General features: G+C 75.3%; 12 protein-coding genes. 9 read left to right on the top strand and 3 right to left on the bottom strand.

Annotated elements, in window-relative coordinates; all coding sequences use genetic code 11:
* Positions 1–96: 96 nt before the first annotated feature.
* From KYY02_RS31525 to KYY02_RS31545, 5 genes are all read left to right on the top strand, one after another.
* A complete protein-coding gene (locus KYY02_RS31525) occupies positions 97–2,370 on the top strand; it encodes a bifunctional glycosyltransferase/CDP-glycerol:glycerophosphate glycerophosphotransferase (protein ID WP_371244030.1) in 2,274 nt (757 codons plus the stop codon).
* Between the two features lie 155 nt (positions 2,371–2,525).
* The gene (locus KYY02_RS31530) at positions 2,526–4,718 is read left to right on the top strand and encodes a bifunctional glycosyltransferase/CDP-glycerol:glycerophosphate glycerophosphotransferase (RefSeq protein WP_371244032.1); all 2,193 of its coding nucleotides are present in this window, start codon (positions 2,526–2,528) and stop codon (positions 4,716–4,718) included.
* Position 4,719: 1 nt separating this feature from the next.
* The gene (locus tag KYY02_RS31535) at positions 4,720–6,948 is read left to right on the top strand and encodes a bifunctional glycosyltransferase/CDP-glycerol:glycerophosphate glycerophosphotransferase (protein WP_371244034.1); all 2,229 of its coding nucleotides are present in this window, start codon (positions 4,720–4,722) and stop codon (positions 6,946–6,948) included.
* Entirely contained in the window at positions 6,945–8,234 is a 1,290-nt protein-coding gene (locus KYY02_RS31540; RefSeq protein WP_371244036.1) for a hypothetical protein, read from the top strand. Before KYY02_RS31535 ends, KYY02_RS31540 begins: the two co-directional genes overlap by 4 nt.
* 73 nt (positions 8,235–8,307) lie before the next feature.
* Positions 8,308–9,834, top strand: coding sequence for a hypothetical protein (locus KYY02_RS31545; RefSeq protein WP_371244038.1), 1,527 nt, complete (start codon positions 8,308–8,310; stop codon positions 9,832–9,834).
* A 9-nt stretch (positions 9,835–9,843) separates the two neighbouring features.
* Here the strand turns inward: KYY02_RS31545 and KYY02_RS31550 are convergent, their stop codons facing one another.
* A complete protein-coding gene (locus tag KYY02_RS31550; RefSeq protein WP_371244040.1) occupies positions 9,844–10,257 on the bottom strand; it encodes an organic hydroperoxide resistance protein in 414 nt (137 codons plus the stop codon).
* Between the two features lie 131 nt (positions 10,258–10,388).
* Between KYY02_RS31550 and KYY02_RS31555 the strand changes: the two genes are divergently transcribed.
* From KYY02_RS31555 to KYY02_RS31570, 4 genes are all read left to right on the top strand, one after another.
* The gene (locus tag KYY02_RS31555) at positions 10,389–10,886 is read left to right on the top strand and encodes a MarR family winged helix-turn-helix transcriptional regulator (RefSeq protein ID WP_371244042.1); all 498 of its coding nucleotides are present in this window, start codon (positions 10,389–10,391) and stop codon (positions 10,884–10,886) included.
* Between the two features lie 79 nt (positions 10,887–10,965).
* The gene (locus KYY02_RS31560) at positions 10,966–12,582 is read left to right on the top strand and encodes a glycosyltransferase (protein WP_371244044.1); all 1,617 of its coding nucleotides are present in this window, start codon (positions 10,966–10,968) and stop codon (positions 12,580–12,582) included.
* Between the two features lie 56 nt (positions 12,583–12,638).
* Positions 12,639–13,619 (top strand): UDP-glucose 4-epimerase GalE, encoded by a 981-nt coding sequence (gene galE / locus KYY02_RS31565; RefSeq protein ID WP_371244046.1) that lies wholly within the window; start codon positions 12,639–12,641, stop codon positions 13,617–13,619.
* Positions 13,619–14,551 carry an ADP-ribosylglycohydrolase family protein gene (locus tag KYY02_RS31570; RefSeq protein WP_371244050.1) on the top strand — a complete coding sequence of 311 codons (933 nt, stop codon included), beginning with the start codon at positions 13,619–13,621 and terminating at the stop codon, positions 14,549–14,551. Before galE ends, KYY02_RS31570 begins: the two co-directional genes overlap by 1 nt.
* 329 nt (positions 14,552–14,880) lie before the next feature.
* On the opposite strand, the gene KYY02_RS31575 is transcribed toward KYY02_RS31570, so the two are convergent.
* Together KYY02_RS31575 and KYY02_RS31580 are read right to left on the bottom strand one after the other, a co-directional pair.
* Positions 14,881–15,054 (bottom strand): hypothetical protein, encoded by a 174-nt coding sequence (locus tag KYY02_RS31575; RefSeq protein ID WP_371244052.1) that lies wholly within the window; start codon positions 15,052–15,054, stop codon positions 14,881–14,883.
* A 35-nt stretch (positions 15,055–15,089) separates the two neighbouring features.
* On the bottom strand, positions 15,090–15,716 hold the full coding sequence (locus tag KYY02_RS31580; protein WP_371244054.1) for a TetR/AcrR family transcriptional regulator: 627 nt from the start codon (positions 15,714–15,716) through the stop codon (positions 15,090–15,092).
* Positions 15,717–15,993: the final 277 nt, after the last annotated feature.

Raw genomic sequence — 15,993 nt, forward strand, 5'->3', positions numbered from 1 at the left:
TGTGGCGTGCGTCCCCCGGATGCCGCAAGGGGCGTAACCAAGTCGGGCCGGCGTCCGTTGCCGGGCAGAACGCCCGCGCCGACCGTTGGATGCCCCTTGCCCAGGTTCAGTGTCATTGTCCCCGCGTACCAGGTCCAGGCGTATCTGCACGAGTGCCTGGACTCCGTACTGGCCCAGTCGTACCCCGACCTCGAACTGATCGCCGTGGACGACTGCTCGCCGGACGCCTGCGGTGCGGTGATCGACGAGTTCGCGGCCCGCGACCCGCGCGTCCGGGCCGTGCACCTGCCGCGGAACCTGGGCCTCGGAGCGGCCCGCAACGCCGGGATGGAGCGGGCGACCGGCGACTACCTGGTGTTCCTGGACGGCGACGACACCCTCACGCCCGACACCCTGCTCGCCCTGGCCGACCGTGTGAAGGAGACGGGCGAACCGGACGTCCTGGTCTACGACTACGCGCGCGCCCACTGGTCGGGCGAGACCGTGCGCAACCGGGCCGCCGCCGAGCTCGCCGAGGACGGCCCCGCGCCGTTCCGCCTCGTGGACCGGCCGGGACTGCTGAACCTGCTGATGGTGGCCTGGAACAAGGCGTACCGGCGGGAGTTCGTCGAGCGCGCGGGCTTCGCCTTCCCGCCCGGCTACTACGAGGACGCCCCGTGGACGTACCCGGTCCTGATGACGGCGGAGTCGATCGCCACCCTGGACCGGGTGTGCGTGCACTACCGGCAGCGCCGGGCCGGCGGCATCCTGCGCACCACCAGCGAACGGCACTTCGACGTCTTCGACCAGTACGACCGGGTCTTCGCGTTCCTCGACGGGCGGCCGGACCTCGAACGCTGGCGGCCGGTGCTGTTCCGCCGCATGGTCGACCACCTGGTGACCGTGTACGCGCGGCGGGACCGGCTGCCACGCGGGTCGCGCGCCGCCTTCCTGCGCCGGGCGCGGATCCACTGCCGGCGCCACCGGACGCCCGGCGTGTCCGTGTCCGCGCGTGCCCGGGCCCACCACACGCTGGTCCGTCTCGGACTGCACCGCACCTATCAGGCGCTGCGGCTGGCGGCGGCGCTGCGCCGCAGGTGGGCCCGGATCGCGGGGCGGCTGCCGCGCGCCCTGCGCCGCGCGACCCTGTGCCTGCACTACCGGTTCCAGCTGCTGCTCCCGCTCCGTGCCGACCGGGCCGTCTTCGCCGCCCACGGGGACCGCGGCCACGGCGGCGACCCGGCCGCGCTGGAGTCCGCGCTGCGCGAGCTGGCCCCGCACGTCCGCACCGCCTGGGTGGCCCGTCCCGAACACCACCACGCCCTGCCGCCCGCCGCCCGCCGGCTCGTCCCCGGCACGGCCGCCCACTGGAGCGCGCTCGCCCGGTCCGCGTACCTGGTGACCGACGCCGACGTCGTGCCGGGGCTGGTCAAGCGCAAGGGGCAGGTCCTGGTGCAGACGCGGCGCGGCACCCCCCTCGGGCACATGGGCCTGGACCTGCTGGAGCGTCCCGCGGCGGCCCGGGACACCGACTTCGCGCGGCTCCTCGAGGGTGTCGACCAGTGGGACTACGTCGTCTCCGCCAACCGCCACTCGACCCTGACCTGGGAGCGGGTCTGCCCCGGCAGCTACACCACCCTGGAGTACGGCAGGCCGCGCACCGACCGGTTCCACACGGCGACCGGGGCGGACGTGGCCCGGCTGCGGGAGTCGCTCGGCGTGCCCGAGGGAGCGGTGGCGATCCTGTACGCGCCGGCCCACCGCGACTACCGGCGCACCCAGCGCCGGCTGCTCGACCTGGAGCGCGTGGCGCGCCGTCTCGGTCCGCGGTTCGTCGTCCTGGCCCGCGCCCACCACCCGTACGGCGGGCCGCCCGCGGCCGCCTCCGACCGGGTCCTGGACGTCACCGGCCATCCGGACGTCATCGCCCTGTGCCTGGCCTCGGACGCCCTGGTCACGGACTACTCGCCGCTGATGTTCGACTACGCGGGCCTGGACCGGCCGGTGGTGCTGCACATCGACGACTGGGAGGCGTACGAGGCGGCCCGCGGCGTCTACTTCGATCCGCGGGCGTTCCCGCCGGGCGCGGTCACGGGCAGCGAGGACGAGCTGGTCGACGTCTTCGCGACCGGTCGCTGGTGCGGCGCTCGCGCCGCCCGGCTGCGGGCGGACTTCCGCGCGCGCTTCTGCCCGTACGACGACGGCCGCGCCGCCGAGCGGGTCGTGCGCCGGGTGGTGCTCGGGGAGACGGACCTGCCGCCGGTGGTGCCGCCGGACGGGCGCCGTCCGGCGCCGCCGGCCGGCGCCGTGTCCGTCCCCGTCCCGGCGGCGGTCACCACGGTGCCGCAGCAGCAGCCCACCGGCGTCCTGACCGTCACCGATCGCGGCTGACCGCCGTTCTCCTCTTCGGACCCAGGGAGTTCCCGTGCCCCCCGGCTCGTCACGGCCCGCCCCGGCCCGGCCGCCCGTCCGGCGGCCGACGGGGCGGCCGGGCCGGCGTCCCACCCGCCGAGGGCACCACGCCCTCCTCCACGAGAAAGAGCAGAATGCCCCGCTTCAGCATCATCGTCCCGTCCCACGGGGTCGCAGGCCGGCTGGGCCGGGCGCTGGACTCGGTCCTCGCCCAGTCCTTCGGCGACTTCGAGCTGATCCCGGTCTGCGAGGCGCCCGGCTCCCTCACGGCCGACGTGGCCGCCCGGCACGCCGAGCGGGACTCGCGGGTGGCGCCGGTGCACGCGCCGCCGTCGGCCGGACTGGCGGGCGCCCGCAACGCGGGGACGCGGGCGGCCACGGGGACGTACCTGCTGTTCCTGGACGGTGACGACGTCCTCGTGCCGGGCGCGCTGGCGGCGCTGGACGCGCGCCTGGACCGGACTGGTCCGGTGGACGTGCTGCACTGTGAGCACGAGCGCGCTCCGTGGTGGGAGGGCGAGCCCGCCAACCCGGCCGCGCCCCTGCTGGCGAAGGCCCCCGACGGCGTGTTCTCCCCCGACCGCGCCCCGCACCTCACCGGCGTGGGCCTCCCGGCGTGGAGCGCGGTCTGGCGCCGCGCCTTCGTCGCCGAGCGGGCTCTCGCCTTCCCGGCGGGCCACTTCACGGACATCGGCTGGGGCGGGCTGGCCGTGCTCGACGCCGAACGGACGGCGGTGCTGCGCTCGGTCGTCGTACGGCACCTGGTGCGGCGGCAGGGCAGCCGGCTGAACCTGCCCGGGGAGCACCACGCCGAACTGCTGGACCAGGTCGAGCTGGTGTTGGAGCGGGCCGCCGAACGGGGGCTGTCCGCCGAGCGGTCGACACCGTTGTTCGAGCAGCTGTTCGGCGCCGTGCTGAAGACGGCCGCCCATCCTCGGCGGCTCCCGTCGGGCCGCCGCGCCTTCTTCCGCCGGGCGAGCACCCTGTACCTCCGTCACCGCCCCGCCGGCTACCGGCCGCCGCGCGGCAGCCTCGGGGTGCAGCACCGGCTGCTGGCGTCCGGTTCCTACGAGGCCTTCGCCGCCCTGCGCGGCGCCCGCCGCGCGCTGGTGCGGGCGGCGGCGCCGCGCCCGCGGGGGCTGCGCACCCGGCTGTGGTACCGGGCGCATCTGCGCCGCCCGCTCGATCCGCACCTCGCCGTGTACTGCGCGTACTGGGGCCGCGGCTACGCCTGCAACCCGGCCGCGATCCACGCGAAGGCCCGTGAACTCGCCCCGCACATCCGCTCGGTGTTCCTGGTGGAGGCGGAGCACGTGCACACCCTGCCGGACGGCGTCGAGCACGCGGTCATCGGCAGCCGGCGCTACTGGGAGGTGCTGGCCCGTGCGAAGTACCTGGTCAACAACGCCAACTTCGCGGAGGGCGTCGTCAAGCGCCCCGGCAGCGTCCACCTCCAGACGCAGCACGGCACCCCGCTGAAGACCATGGGCGTCGACCAGTCGACGTACCCGGTGGTGGCGGCCGCGACCGGCAGCTTCACCAAGCTGCTCGGCCGGGTGGACCGCTGGGACTACAACCTGTCCTCCAACCCCCACTCCACCCGCGTGTGGGAGCGCGCCTTCCCCGGCTCCTACGAGCACCTGGAGTACGGCTATCCGCGCAACGACGTGTACCTGACCGCCACCGCGGACGACGTGTCCCGGATCCGTGCGGAGCTGGGCGTCCCGGAGGGCGCGAGGGCCGTGCTGTACGCGCCCACCCACCGCGACCACCGCACCGGCTTCGAGCCCGGCCTCGACCTGGAGGCGTTCTGCGCGGCGGCCGGCGAGGACGTCGTGGTCCTGCTGCGCGCCCACTACTTCTACGACCGGGGCGGGCGCGGAAGCGGCGGCCGGGTCATCGACGTCACCGCGCACCGTTCGGCGGAGGACGTGTGCCTGGCCGCCGACACGCTGGTCACCGACTACTCGTCGATCATGTTCGACTACGCCAACCTGGACCGCCCGATCGTGGTGTACGCCGACGACTGGGACGTCTACCGGGAGGTCCGGGGCGTCTGCTTCGACCTGATGGACGGTCCGCCGGGACCGGTGGTCCGCACCCCCGACGAACTGGCCCGGGTGTTCCGCGACGGCTCGTACGCGGACGCGGGGTCGGCCGCGCTGCGGGCCCGGTTCCGGGAGCGGTTCTGCGCGTTCGACGACGGGCGGGCCGCCGAACGGGCGGTGCGCCGGGTGCTGCTCGGCGAGCCGCCCGAGGCCCTGCCGCCCGTGATCCCTCTCGCGGAGCGCGTCCCCGCCCCCGCGGCCGGCCTGGTGAGGAGCTGACATGCCCCGGTTCAGCGTCGTCGTCCCCGTCCACAAGGTGCAGGGGTACCTGCACGCCTGCCTCGACTCGGTGCTCGGACAGTCGTACCGCGACATCGAGGTGATCGCCGTCGACGACCGCTCGCCCGACGGCTGCGGCGCGATCCTCGACGCGTACGCGGCCCGCGACGAGCGGGTCCGGGTGGTGCACCTGCCGCAGAACGTGGGCCTCGGCCGGGCCCGAAACGCGGGCATGGAGCGCGCGAGGGGCGACTACCTGTTCTTCCTCGACGGCGACGACACCCTCACCCCGGGCGCGCTGCGCGCGATGGCCGACCGCCTCGACGAGACCGGCGCCCCGGACGTCCTGGTCTTCGACTACGCCCGCACCCACTGGTGGGGCGGCACCCGCCGCAACGTCCTGGCGCACCTGCTGGCGGAGGCGTCCGGGGACGTCTTCACGGCGGCCGAGCGGCCGGAGATCCTCGACTTGCTGATGGTGGCGTGGAACAAGGTCTACCGCCGCGACTTCGTGGCGCGGGAGGGCTTCGTCTTCCCGCCCGGCTACTACGAGGACACGCCGTGGACGTTCCCGGTGCTGCTCAGCGCCGGGCGCATCGCCGTCCTGGACCGGATCTGCGTGTACTACCGGCAGCGCCGCCGGGGCAGCATCCTGTCCACCACCAGCCGCAGGCACTTCGACGTCCACGAGCAGTACGCACGGGTGTTCCGGTTCGTCGACGCCCGCCCGGCGCTCGCGCACTGGCGGCCCTTCCTGCACGCCAAGATGGGCGAGCACTGTCTCGACATCCTCTCCAAGCCGGACCGGCTGCCGCCGTCCGACAAGGCCGAGTTCTTCCGCCGCACGGCCGAGATGTTCCGGGCGTACCGGCCGGAGGGCGTGCCGGTGTCGCCGGAACTGCGGGTACTGGAGGGGAGCTACGCCGGTTACGTCCTGCGGCAGAGGACCGGGCGGGCGGGCCGGGAGCTGGGGCGGCGGGTACGGCGGGCGGGTACGGCGACGGCGGCGCGGTACACCCGGGCCCGGTCGGCGTTCCGCCGTCCGCTCGACCCGGACCTCGCCGTGTACTCGGCGTTCTCGCACCAAGGCGTGCTCGGCGACCCGGCGGCGATCCACCGCGCGGCACGCGAACTCGCCCCGCACATCCGGGGTGTGTGGGTGCTGGACGACGAGGAGCGGGCGGCCGGGCTGGAGCCGGACACCGAGTACGTCCTGCTCGGCTCGCCCGGCTACCGCCGGGTGACCGAGCGGGCCACGTACTTCGTCAACAACGTCAACTGGTCCGGCGCGCTGGACAAACGCCCCGGAAGCGTGCACGTCCACACCCACCGGGGCACCCCGCTGAAGTACCAGGGCGCCGATCTGCTGGACCGGCCCGGCGCCCGGCTCGGCTTCGACGTCCCGCAGATGCTGCGCCGGGCCGACCGCTGGGACTACAGCCTGGTCGCCAGCCGGCACGCCGAGCTGGTGTGGGAGCGGGCCTTCCCCTGCCGCTTCACCTCCCTGCGCAGCGGCAGCCCGCGCAACGACGTGCTGGTGGCCGCGCCGGCGGACCGGGGGCGGGCGGTGCGCGAGCGGCTCGGCGTCCCGGACGGCGACACGGTGGTGCTGTACGCGCCGACCCGCCGCGACTACCGCAGGGACGGGCTGGTGGAGCGGCTCGACCTCGCCCGGTTCGCCGCCGAGCTGGGCGGGGGACGCACCCTCGTCGTCCGCCTGCACCCCTCGCTGGCCGCCGGACCGGCGCGCGGCCTCGGGCTGTCCGAGCTGCACCGGCGGGGCGTGCTCGTCGACGCCACGGACGAACCGGAGGTGCAGGACGTGCTGCTCGCCGCCGACGTCCTGGTCACCGACTACTCGTCGATCATGTTCGACTACGCCCTCCTGGACCGCCCGATCGTCGTGTACGCCGACGACTGGGACGCCTACCGGGCGAGCCGGGGCGCCTACCTGGACATCACGGCCGAGGCGCCGGGCCATGTGGCGCGCTCCCCCTGGGAACTGGCGTGGCTGTTCGACTCCGGGACCTGGCGGGACGAGGAGGCGGCGCGGCTGCGGTCGGCGTTCCGGAAGCGGTTCTGCGAGTTCGACGACGGGCGGGCGGCCGAACGGGTGGTGCGGACGCTGATGCTGGGCGAGCCGATGCCGGAGCGGCCGGCCGGACCGGCCCGGGTGCCGGCCCGGGTGCCGGCCCAGGCCACCGGCCGCGACCTGCTGGCCCCGTCGTGAGGCCGCGTACCCGGGTCCTGTTGCTGGCCGCCGTCTTCGCGCTGCTGCAGCTCGCCAACGTCACCGGCCGGGACACCCCCGACAGCAAGAACTACCTGTCGTACGCCCTGAGCCTGACCGGTGCGGACAAGCGGGAGGCGGCGACCGCCACCATCGACTGGTCCTGCGCGGGGCGGGCGGCGATCGCGCACCGCGAGCAGAACGTGGACGTGGTGCGCTTCCACGCCCCGGACCCCGCCCCGCGGGTGATGCGGGAGTGCCGGGAGCGGGAGTGGCGACAGGTGGAGGCGATGCTGGCGGCCGGGCGGACCGGCGGGCACACCGTGCCGTTCATGCCGGAGCGGTTCATGCGGATCTTCGAGGCGCGGCCCGGCTACCCGGTGTTCCTGGCCCCGTTCGTCGGTCTGTTCGGGGTGACCTGGGGGGTGTGGGCGGCGGGCGTGGCGGTGACCTGCGCGGGCGGGGTGCTCGCCTTCCTGGTGCTGCGCGCCCTGGCGGCGTCCGTGCCGCTCGCGCTCACCGGGCAGGCGCTGTTCATGGTCCTGCCGTGCGGGACGACCGCGATGCGCCCGATGACCGAGGGGCTGCTGCTGGCGCTCACCCTGGCGGCGCTGTGGGGCTGCGCGCTGGTGCTTCGGGGGCGACGGACGCGGGCGGGTCTGGCGCTGGTGGGCGGGGCGCTGCTCGCGCTGTTCACCGTCAAGCACTCGCAGGCCCTGTTCCTGGGACTGTGCCTGGCGGGCGCGGGCGCGGCGGTCGCCGTACGGCGCCGCTCGCGGGGGCTGCCGCCGGGGCGCGGGGTGGTGGCGCTCGCCGGGGCGGGGTGTGCCGGGCTGCTGGGCACGGTGCTGCTGGCCCGGCTGTGGCACTACCCGTCGGTGTCGGAGAGCGTGCAGGACCTGCTCACCGGTCACTTCGCCCGTCCCGACCGGGAGCGGCCGTGGGCGGAGTTCCTCCAGTTGCAGGGGAACTTCTGGACCGAGTGGCTGCGGCGGCAGCTGTGGGAGCCGGTGTTCGTCGCGTTCCTGGCGGCCGGTGCCCTGGGGGCGCGGCGGCGGCCGGCGTTCGGCGCGTTCCTGGTCGCCGCCGCCTGTACGGGGTTCCTCAACCAGGCCGGGCATCCGGACATCAACATCTGGGGCGACCGGCTGATCACGCTGGCCTGGCTGCTTCCGGTGCTGGGCGTGCCGCTGCTGCTGGAGCCGGTGGTGCGGCGGGCGGTGGTGCCGGCGCAGGGGGCTTGGCGGAGCCGGCACGCCGACCTCCCGGGTCACCCGATGAGGTGATGCGGGGTCATGCCGTCGGGCTTGCCGGGAACATACGGCACGTGCCCGAGACGCTCTCCCTCCCCGCCGTCCGATGAGCTCCCCGGTCCTCGTCCGGTCGGCCGTGCGCGGCGCCACGGCGCTGCGCGGCGCCGGGGCCTGGCGCCCCACCCCGTACCAGCTCTTCGGCCTCCTGTTCTGGCTGGTGATGTCGCTGGCGTACTGGAGGGTGCCGCTGTGCTGCGACGCCGGGCAGCACGCGGCGGTCGTCGAGCGGCTCAAGGACGACCTGCTGGAGCCCCGGCATCCGACGGCGGACCTGCCGGGGGCGGGCAGCCCCTACTACTCGCCGTTCGCGCTGGCGCAGGGCGCGTTCGCCCGGCTGACGGGGCTGGGCGGCTGGGAGGTGCTCAAGCTCACCGGGCCGCTGAACCTGCTGGTGCTGCTCACCGGGATCGGCCGCTTCGTGCGGGTGCTGACCCCGCGCCCCTGGGCGCCGGTGCTGGCGCTCGGCGCGATGACGCTGCTGTGGGGGGTGGAGCGGGCCTGGTGGAGCGGCTACCTGAACCTGATGTCGATGACGGGCAACCTGGCCTACCCGTCGGCGTGCGCGATCGGGCTCGCCTTCTGGGCGTGGGCGCTGACGGGGGAGCGGACCCGGGACGCGGGGCCGGGCGGGCTGCGCCCGGCGCCCGGGTACGCGGCGCTGGGCGCGCTGTACGGGCTGGTCCTGCTGGTGCACCCGATCACGGCGGTCGCGGCGGCGCTGGGGGCGGTGGCGATGGTCGCGGGAGGGCAGCGGCGGTGGGGTCCGGCGGTCGCCCGGCGATGGGCGCTGACGGGGGCGGTGGCGCTGCTGACGGCCGCGGTCTGGCCGTACTTCGACGTGTTCGCGCTGGCCGGGGACGGCCGCGTGGACGCGATGCACCGGCGGCTGTACCTGGACCTCGGCGGCCAGTTCGGGCTGGCGCTGCTCGGACTGCCGGCGCTGTGGCTGCGGGCGCGGCGCACCTCGTGGCGCGACCCGCTGGTGCTGATGTTCGTCCTGGACTGCCTGGTGGTGGCGTACGGCTGGGTCAGCGGCCACTACACCTACGGCAGGGTCCTCGGTCTGACCCTGGTGCCGTTGCAGTTCGCACTGGCGGTGGAGCTGGCGGCGCCCCGGCCGTGGCCGGTGTGGCGGAGGCTGCTGGGCGCCGCCGCGGCGGCGGGGGCCTGCGCCGCGTTCCTGACCGTGCACGCCGGGGCGGTGGTGCCGGCGGGCTTCGAGCGGCCGCCGGACTGGCCGTCGTACGACTGGGCCGCGCGGTACGTCGAACCGGGCGAGGTCGTGATCACCGACGGCTACTACGCCGTCCACGCGTTCGCCGGGTACGGGCCGAACCTCGCCGCGCCGGCCTGGCCGGACGCCTCGCTGGACGAGGGGGAGCGGCTGCGGCGGCTGGCCGACGTGCGCGCGTACCTCGCCCCCGGTTCGACCCGCGCCGAGCGGGCCGCGGTCGTCCGCCGGTACCACGCGCGCTGGCTGCTGCTGACGCCCTCGCAGCGGGTGCCCGAGGAGGCGGTGGTGGTGGCGTGGAGCCGGCGGACGGGGGAGGTGCTGGCGCGGGTCGGCGGGTGAGCGCCGGGACTACTCGATGACGAGGTCGACCGGGACGTTGCCGCGGGTGGCGTTGGAGTAGGGGCAGACCTGGTGGGCCTGCTCGACCAGCTTGCGGCCGGTCTCCTCGTCGATGCCCTCGGGCAGCTCGACGCGCAGGGTCACCGCGAGCGCGAAGCCCTCGCCCTGCTTGCCTATGCCGACCTCGGCGGTCACCGCGGCGTCGCTGACGTCGACCTTCGCCGCCCGGCCGATCATGCCGAGGGCGCTGCCGAAGCAGGCCGCGTAACCGGCGGCGAACAGCTGCTCGGGGTTGGTGCCCTGGCCGTTGCCGCCGAGCTCCGCGGGGGCGCTCAGGGCGAGGTCCAGCTTGCCGTCGGAGGTGACGGCGCGGCCCTCGCGGCCGTGGGTGGCGGTGGCGACAGCGGTGTAGAGCGCGTCCATGGAAAGGACCTTCCCTCTCGAGTCGTGGCTCGGCCGGGCCCCGTGGCGGGTCCGGCCGCCGTACGACCACCAGTAGAGCACGCGATTAAGTTGTGTGCAACCAAATGGCCCGCAAGAGCTACCCTGGAGGCATGACAGCCACTCCGAGCCCTCCCCCCGCGACGGCCCCGCTGCCGGGCGCCGCGGACGACTGGCTCCGCCTCGACCAGCAGATCTGCTTCAACCTGAACGCCGCCTCCCGGGCCTTCAACGGCGTCTACCGGGTGGTCCTCAAGGACCTCGGGCTCACCTATCCGCAGTACCTGGTCATGCTGGTGCTGTGGGAGCACGGCACGCTGCCCGTGAAGCGGCTCGGCGAGCACCTGCGCCTGGACTCCGGCACCCTGTCCCCGCTGCTCAAGCGGCTGGAGACGGCCGGACTGGTGAGCCGGGAGCGCAGTGCGCGCGACGAGCGGTCGGTGGAGGTCCGGCCCACCGAGGAGGGCGCCGCGCTGCGGCAGCGGGCCCTGGAGGTGCCGCGCCGGATCATGGCCGCGACCGGCTTCGACATCGCCGAGATCCGCGATCTGAGCACCCGCCTCCACCGGCTCACCGCGGCACTGGACACGGCGGTGGCGGACGGCGCGTGACGGCGGCCGAGGTGCGCCGCACGCGCCGGGCGTCCTCAATGGAGGGCAGAAGCAGCCCCGTGACGCGCCCGAGGACACCATGCAGCCCCCTCAGCCCCAGGTCCCCCGGTCCCAGGTCGCCGTCGTCGTCATCGGTCACGACGACGCCGCCCATGTGACCGGCGCCGTGCGCTCGGCGCTCGCGCAGGGCGACGCCGTACGGGAGGTCGTCGCCGTCGACGACTGCTCGACGGACGGCAGCGCCGATCTGCTGGACCGGCTCGCCGGGGGCGAACCGCGGCTGCGGGTGATCCGGCGCCCCGTCAACAGCGGCGGCTGCGGCACCCCGCGCAACACCGGGCTCGCCGCGGTGACCTCGCCGTACGTGATGTTCCTGGACAGCGACGACCTGCTGCCGCCCGGCGCGGTGGACGCGCTGCTCACGGCCGCGACCGGGGCGCACGCGCAGGTCGCGGGCGGCCTGTGCGTGCGCCGCGAGCTGCCCTCGGGACACGAGACGCCGTGGGAGCCGGCCCTGTACGCCGCGCCCGCCGTGCTCGCCCGCCCGGCGCTGCGCCCGCGCCTGGTCCACGACACGCTGTGCGTCAACAAGCTCTACGCCACGGCCTTCCTGCGCACGCACGGCATCCGCTTCCCCGACGGCCGGTTCCCCTACGAGGACCTCGTGTTCACCGCGCGGGTGTGGGCCGCCGCCCCGCGCGTCGCGCTGGTCCCGGACCGGGTGTACGTCTGGCACGTCCGCCGGTCCGCGCGGCGGCTGTCGATCTCGCTGGACCGCGCGGGCGTCGACAACTGGCGGGCCCGCACGCACGCGTGCCGCTGCGTCCACGAGATCCTGCTGACCGCCGGGCAGAAACGGCTGGCGCGCCGGGCGCGGGCCAAGTTCCTCGACCACGACCTGCGCATGTACGCCCGCGAGCTGCCGCTGCACGACGAGGAGTACCGGAGGCAGTGGTGGGCGCACACGCGGGCCTTCCTCGCGGAGTACGACGCCGCCGACTGGGCCCGCGACCCCGTGGCCCCGGGCCGGCTGATCGGACGGGTCGTGCTGGCCTCCGCCGAGCCGTGCGACCTGCCCCGGCTGCGGGAGCTGGCGGCCCGGCCGGCCCGGCTGTGCCCGCCGTACCACCGCGCGGCGGACGGCACGCCCTGCTGGTCGGCCGACCTGCCCGGGATCGCCCTGGAGCCCCTGCTGGTCCGCCCCGTGCCCCTCCTCCCGCTCGCCGTGGACGCGGAACTGCGCCCCCACGCGCACGGCCCGCGGCTGCGGGTGCGCCTGCACGAGCTGTACGGCCGGGTGGCGCGGGCGGGGCCCTGGTCGGTGGAGACGGAGTGGCGCCACCGGGACCGGGGCGGCGTCCGGGTCCGCCGCACGGTGCCGCTGCGGAGGGCCGCCGACGGCACCTGGGTCGCGGAGGCGACCGTACGGCCGGACCGGCTGGCCATGCTCGGCACGGGCGCCTGGGACCTGTGGCTGCGGGTGCGCTTCCGGGACGGCTCCAGCCGCCGGGTGACGGCGCACGCGCTCGCCGGGCCGGGTCTGCTGCGCCGCTGCGTGATGCCGAGCCCCTGGCACGGCGTGGTGCTGGTGCGGCCGTACGCCACGCACTCGGGCTCGCTGGCCCTGCGCGTGGCGGCCGGGTTCCGCGGAGTCGTCCCGGTGCTGCGCGGAAGGCTTCGGCGCCTGGTTCACTGAGGGCTGACCTTTCGGGAACGGACGGGCACGGGCCAACGACAGGGAGACGGCCGATCATGACCTGGTTGATCACCGGCGGCGCCGGCTACATCGGGGCGCACGTCGTACGGGCGATGACCGGAGCGGGCGAACGGGCGGTGGTGTACGACGACCTGTCCACCGGCCTCGCCGACCGGGTGCCGGACGGGGTGCCGCTGGTGGTCGGCTCGATCCTGGACGGCGAGCGCGTGGCGCACGCCCTCGCGGACCACGGGGTCACCGGGGTCGTCCACCTCGCGGCGAAGAAGCAGGTCGCCGAGTCGGTCTCCCTCCCCCTGCACTACTACCGGGAGAACGTCGAGGGCCTGCGCGTCCTGCTGGACGCGGTGACGTCGGCCGGCGTGCGCTCCTTCGTCTTCTCCTCCTCGGCGGCGGTGTACGGCATGCCGGACGTGGACCTCGTGACGGAGGAGACCCCGTGCGCGCCCATGTCGCCGTACGGCGAGACCAAGCTGGCCGGCGAGTGGCTGGTCCGCGCGACCGGCAGGACCGCCGGACTCTCCACGGCCTGCCTGCGCTACTTCAACGTGGCCGGCGCCGCCCGCCCGGACCTCGCCGACACGGGTGCCTTCAACCTCATCCCCATGATCTTCGAGAAGCTGACGGACGGCATGCCCCCACGCGTGTTCGGCGACGGCTACCCGACCCCCGACGGCACCTGCGTCCGCGACTACATCCACGTCGTCGACCTGGCCGAGGCCCATGTGGCGGCGGCCCACGCGCTGCGCTCCGCGCCCGGCCGGGACCTCACCCTCAACATCGGCCGCGGCGAAGGCGTCTCCGTGCGCGAGGTGATCGACCGCGTCAACGCCCTCACCGGCCACGACCGCCCGCCCGTGGTCGCCCCGCCCCGCCCCGGCGACCCGGCCCGCGTCGTCGCCTCCGCCGACCGCGCGGCCGCGGAGCTGGGCTGGAAGGCCCGTCACGACATCGACGACATGATCACCTCGGCGTGGGCGGGCTGGCGGCGCCTGCACCCGTCGGCGGCCCGCTCCTGATGCCCACCCGCACCGAACGCGCCCTGGGCGCCGTCATCGGCTCCGCCGTGGGCGACGCCCTGGGCGCGCCCTTCGAGTTCGGCCCGGAGGGCGCCTTCTCGGCCCGCTTCCCGACGCCGGGGCTCGGCGGCGAGATGTGCGGTGGCGGCGGCTGGGACCCGGGCGAGGCGACGGACGACACGCAGATGGCGGTGCTGGTCGCCGAGTCGCTGCTGGAGCGCGGCGGCCTCGACCTCCCCGACGTCTTCCGCCGCTTCCAGCGGTGGGCCGCCGCCGGTCCGAAGGACATCGGCCTCCAGACGGAGGCCGTGCTGACCAGCGGTGATCCCTGGGACCTGGCCGCCGCACTGCACTTCCAGAGCAACCAGCGCGCGGCGGGAAACGGCGCGCTGATGCGGGCCGCCCCCTCCGCCGTGCACTTCGCGCCCCTGGGCCGGGACGCCACCATGGACGCCGCCCGCCGCCTGTCCGCCCTCACCCACGGCGACCGGGCGGCCTGGGAGGGCACGGCCGTGTTCCACGAGCTGATCGGCACCGCCCTGGCCGGCGACGACCCCGTGGCCGCCGTGCCCGACACCCTCCGCGCGGTGCACCCCGACCATCGCGAACGCTACGCGACCGTCCTCGCCCCCGACTGGCACCCGGACCTGGCCACGGAGTTCAACGGCGCCGTCTGGCCCTGCCTGGGCTCGGCCGTCTGGGCGGTGCGCACCACGACCGGCTACGAGGAGGCCGTCCGCGCGGCGATCGACCTGGGCGGCGACACGGACACGGTGGCGGCGGTGACCGGTGGCCTGGCGGGAGCGGTGTACGGCATCGGCGCCGTCCCCGCCCGCTGGACCACGCCGCTGCACGTACCCCTGCCGGGCTTCGCGGAGCGCGTGCTGCGGGTGGCGGACCTGACCGTCCTCGCCCGGCGGCTGTGCCGCTGAACCCGTGGCACCCGGGCCGGCCGGGACCGCACGGTCACCGACCGGCACCGCGCATCAGGGCGTCGGCACGGCCCGTGCACACGATCGCCGGGCGGGCTCCGGCCGCGCTCAGCCGCCGAGCTTCTCCGTGACCCCGGCTTCTCCGTGACCCCGGTCCGCGGGAGTCCGTCCTGCTCGCGCAGCCGGACGGGCTCCGGCGGGCGGGGACGGCGACGCCCCCCGTGACGATCTCCCCGGGGCCGGACCGCTCACGGGCGAGGTCCGTCTCCGCGCCCGTGCCCAGGCGGTTCCACCAGGGGCAGTCGGTGCGCGCCCCGTCCACCAGGACCTCACCGCGGAGCGGCCCCCGCCCAGCAGGTCGCCGGGGCCATGGCGGTGACCCCGCACGGGGCGCGGGCCGGGGCGCCGGCGGTCCGGTGCGGCCGGAACTCGGGCGTGCACATGACGGCGCCCCGGCTGCCGCGGACGGCCCCTTCGACGTCGGTGGGGAACAACGGCGTCATGGCCGGCATCTTCGCGGCAGGCACCGGCAACGCCGTCACAGCGTCTTCAGCGCCTCCGTCGTCGCCCGGGTCAGGGCCTCCAGGTAGCCCTTCGGCGGCTTCGGGCCACGGATGACCACCGAGCGCCAGTACAGCGGGCCCGAGATCAGGTCGAGGGCCAGGGCGTGGTCGGCGCCGGGGCGGAGCTCGCCGCGCTCCTGCGCCGCCGCGACGATGCCCTTGGCGACCCCGTCCTGGCCCTCGCGCAGCGCCTTCTGCAGGGCCTCGGCGATGTCCGGGTTGCGGGCGGCCTCGGCCTGGAGGTCGGGGAGGATCTGCGAGGCGACGGGGTGGCGCAGGGCACGGGAGGTGACCTCGTACAGCAGGCGCAGGTCGCCCTCCAGGGTGCCGGTGTCCGGGGCGGGCAGGCCCTGGACGGCGATCGCGGAGACCAGGTCGAGGACCAGGTGCAGTTTGGAGCGCCAGCGGCGGTACACCGCGGTCTTGCCGACGCCCGCGCGGCGCGCGATCCCCTCGATCGACATCCGCGCGTAGCCGGCCGCCGCCAGCTCCTCGAAGACGGCCGCCCGGATGGCCTCCGTCACGTCCTCGCGCAGTACGGCGGCCCCGGCGGGGGCCCTGCGGCGCGGACGCGGCTGGGGCTCGTCGGAGTTCGTCGTCATGCGGACAGCATAGGCCGCCACCGTCACGACGAAACGGTTGCGTTCCGACGTTCTTTCGACTTACGCTCCCGTTGCGACGATACGGTCCCGTCCCGACGCAAGAAGTCGACTTAAGCTCCCGTTGCGACGGTACGGTCCCGACACAAGAAGTCGCACGACGTCGTAGGAACCCGTTGCCACCCTCCCCCTAGCGAAAGCAGCGGATGTGAGTCAGGTCCTCCACACACCGCCCTCCTCCCCGGCCACCCCTCCCCCGGCCGGGGGCGACCTCGCGGCC

Source organism: Streptomyces pimonensis, from assembly GCF_041380215.1.
Lineage (GTDB): Bacteria > Actinomycetota > Actinomycetes > Streptomycetales > Streptomycetaceae > Streptomyces > Streptomyces pimonensis.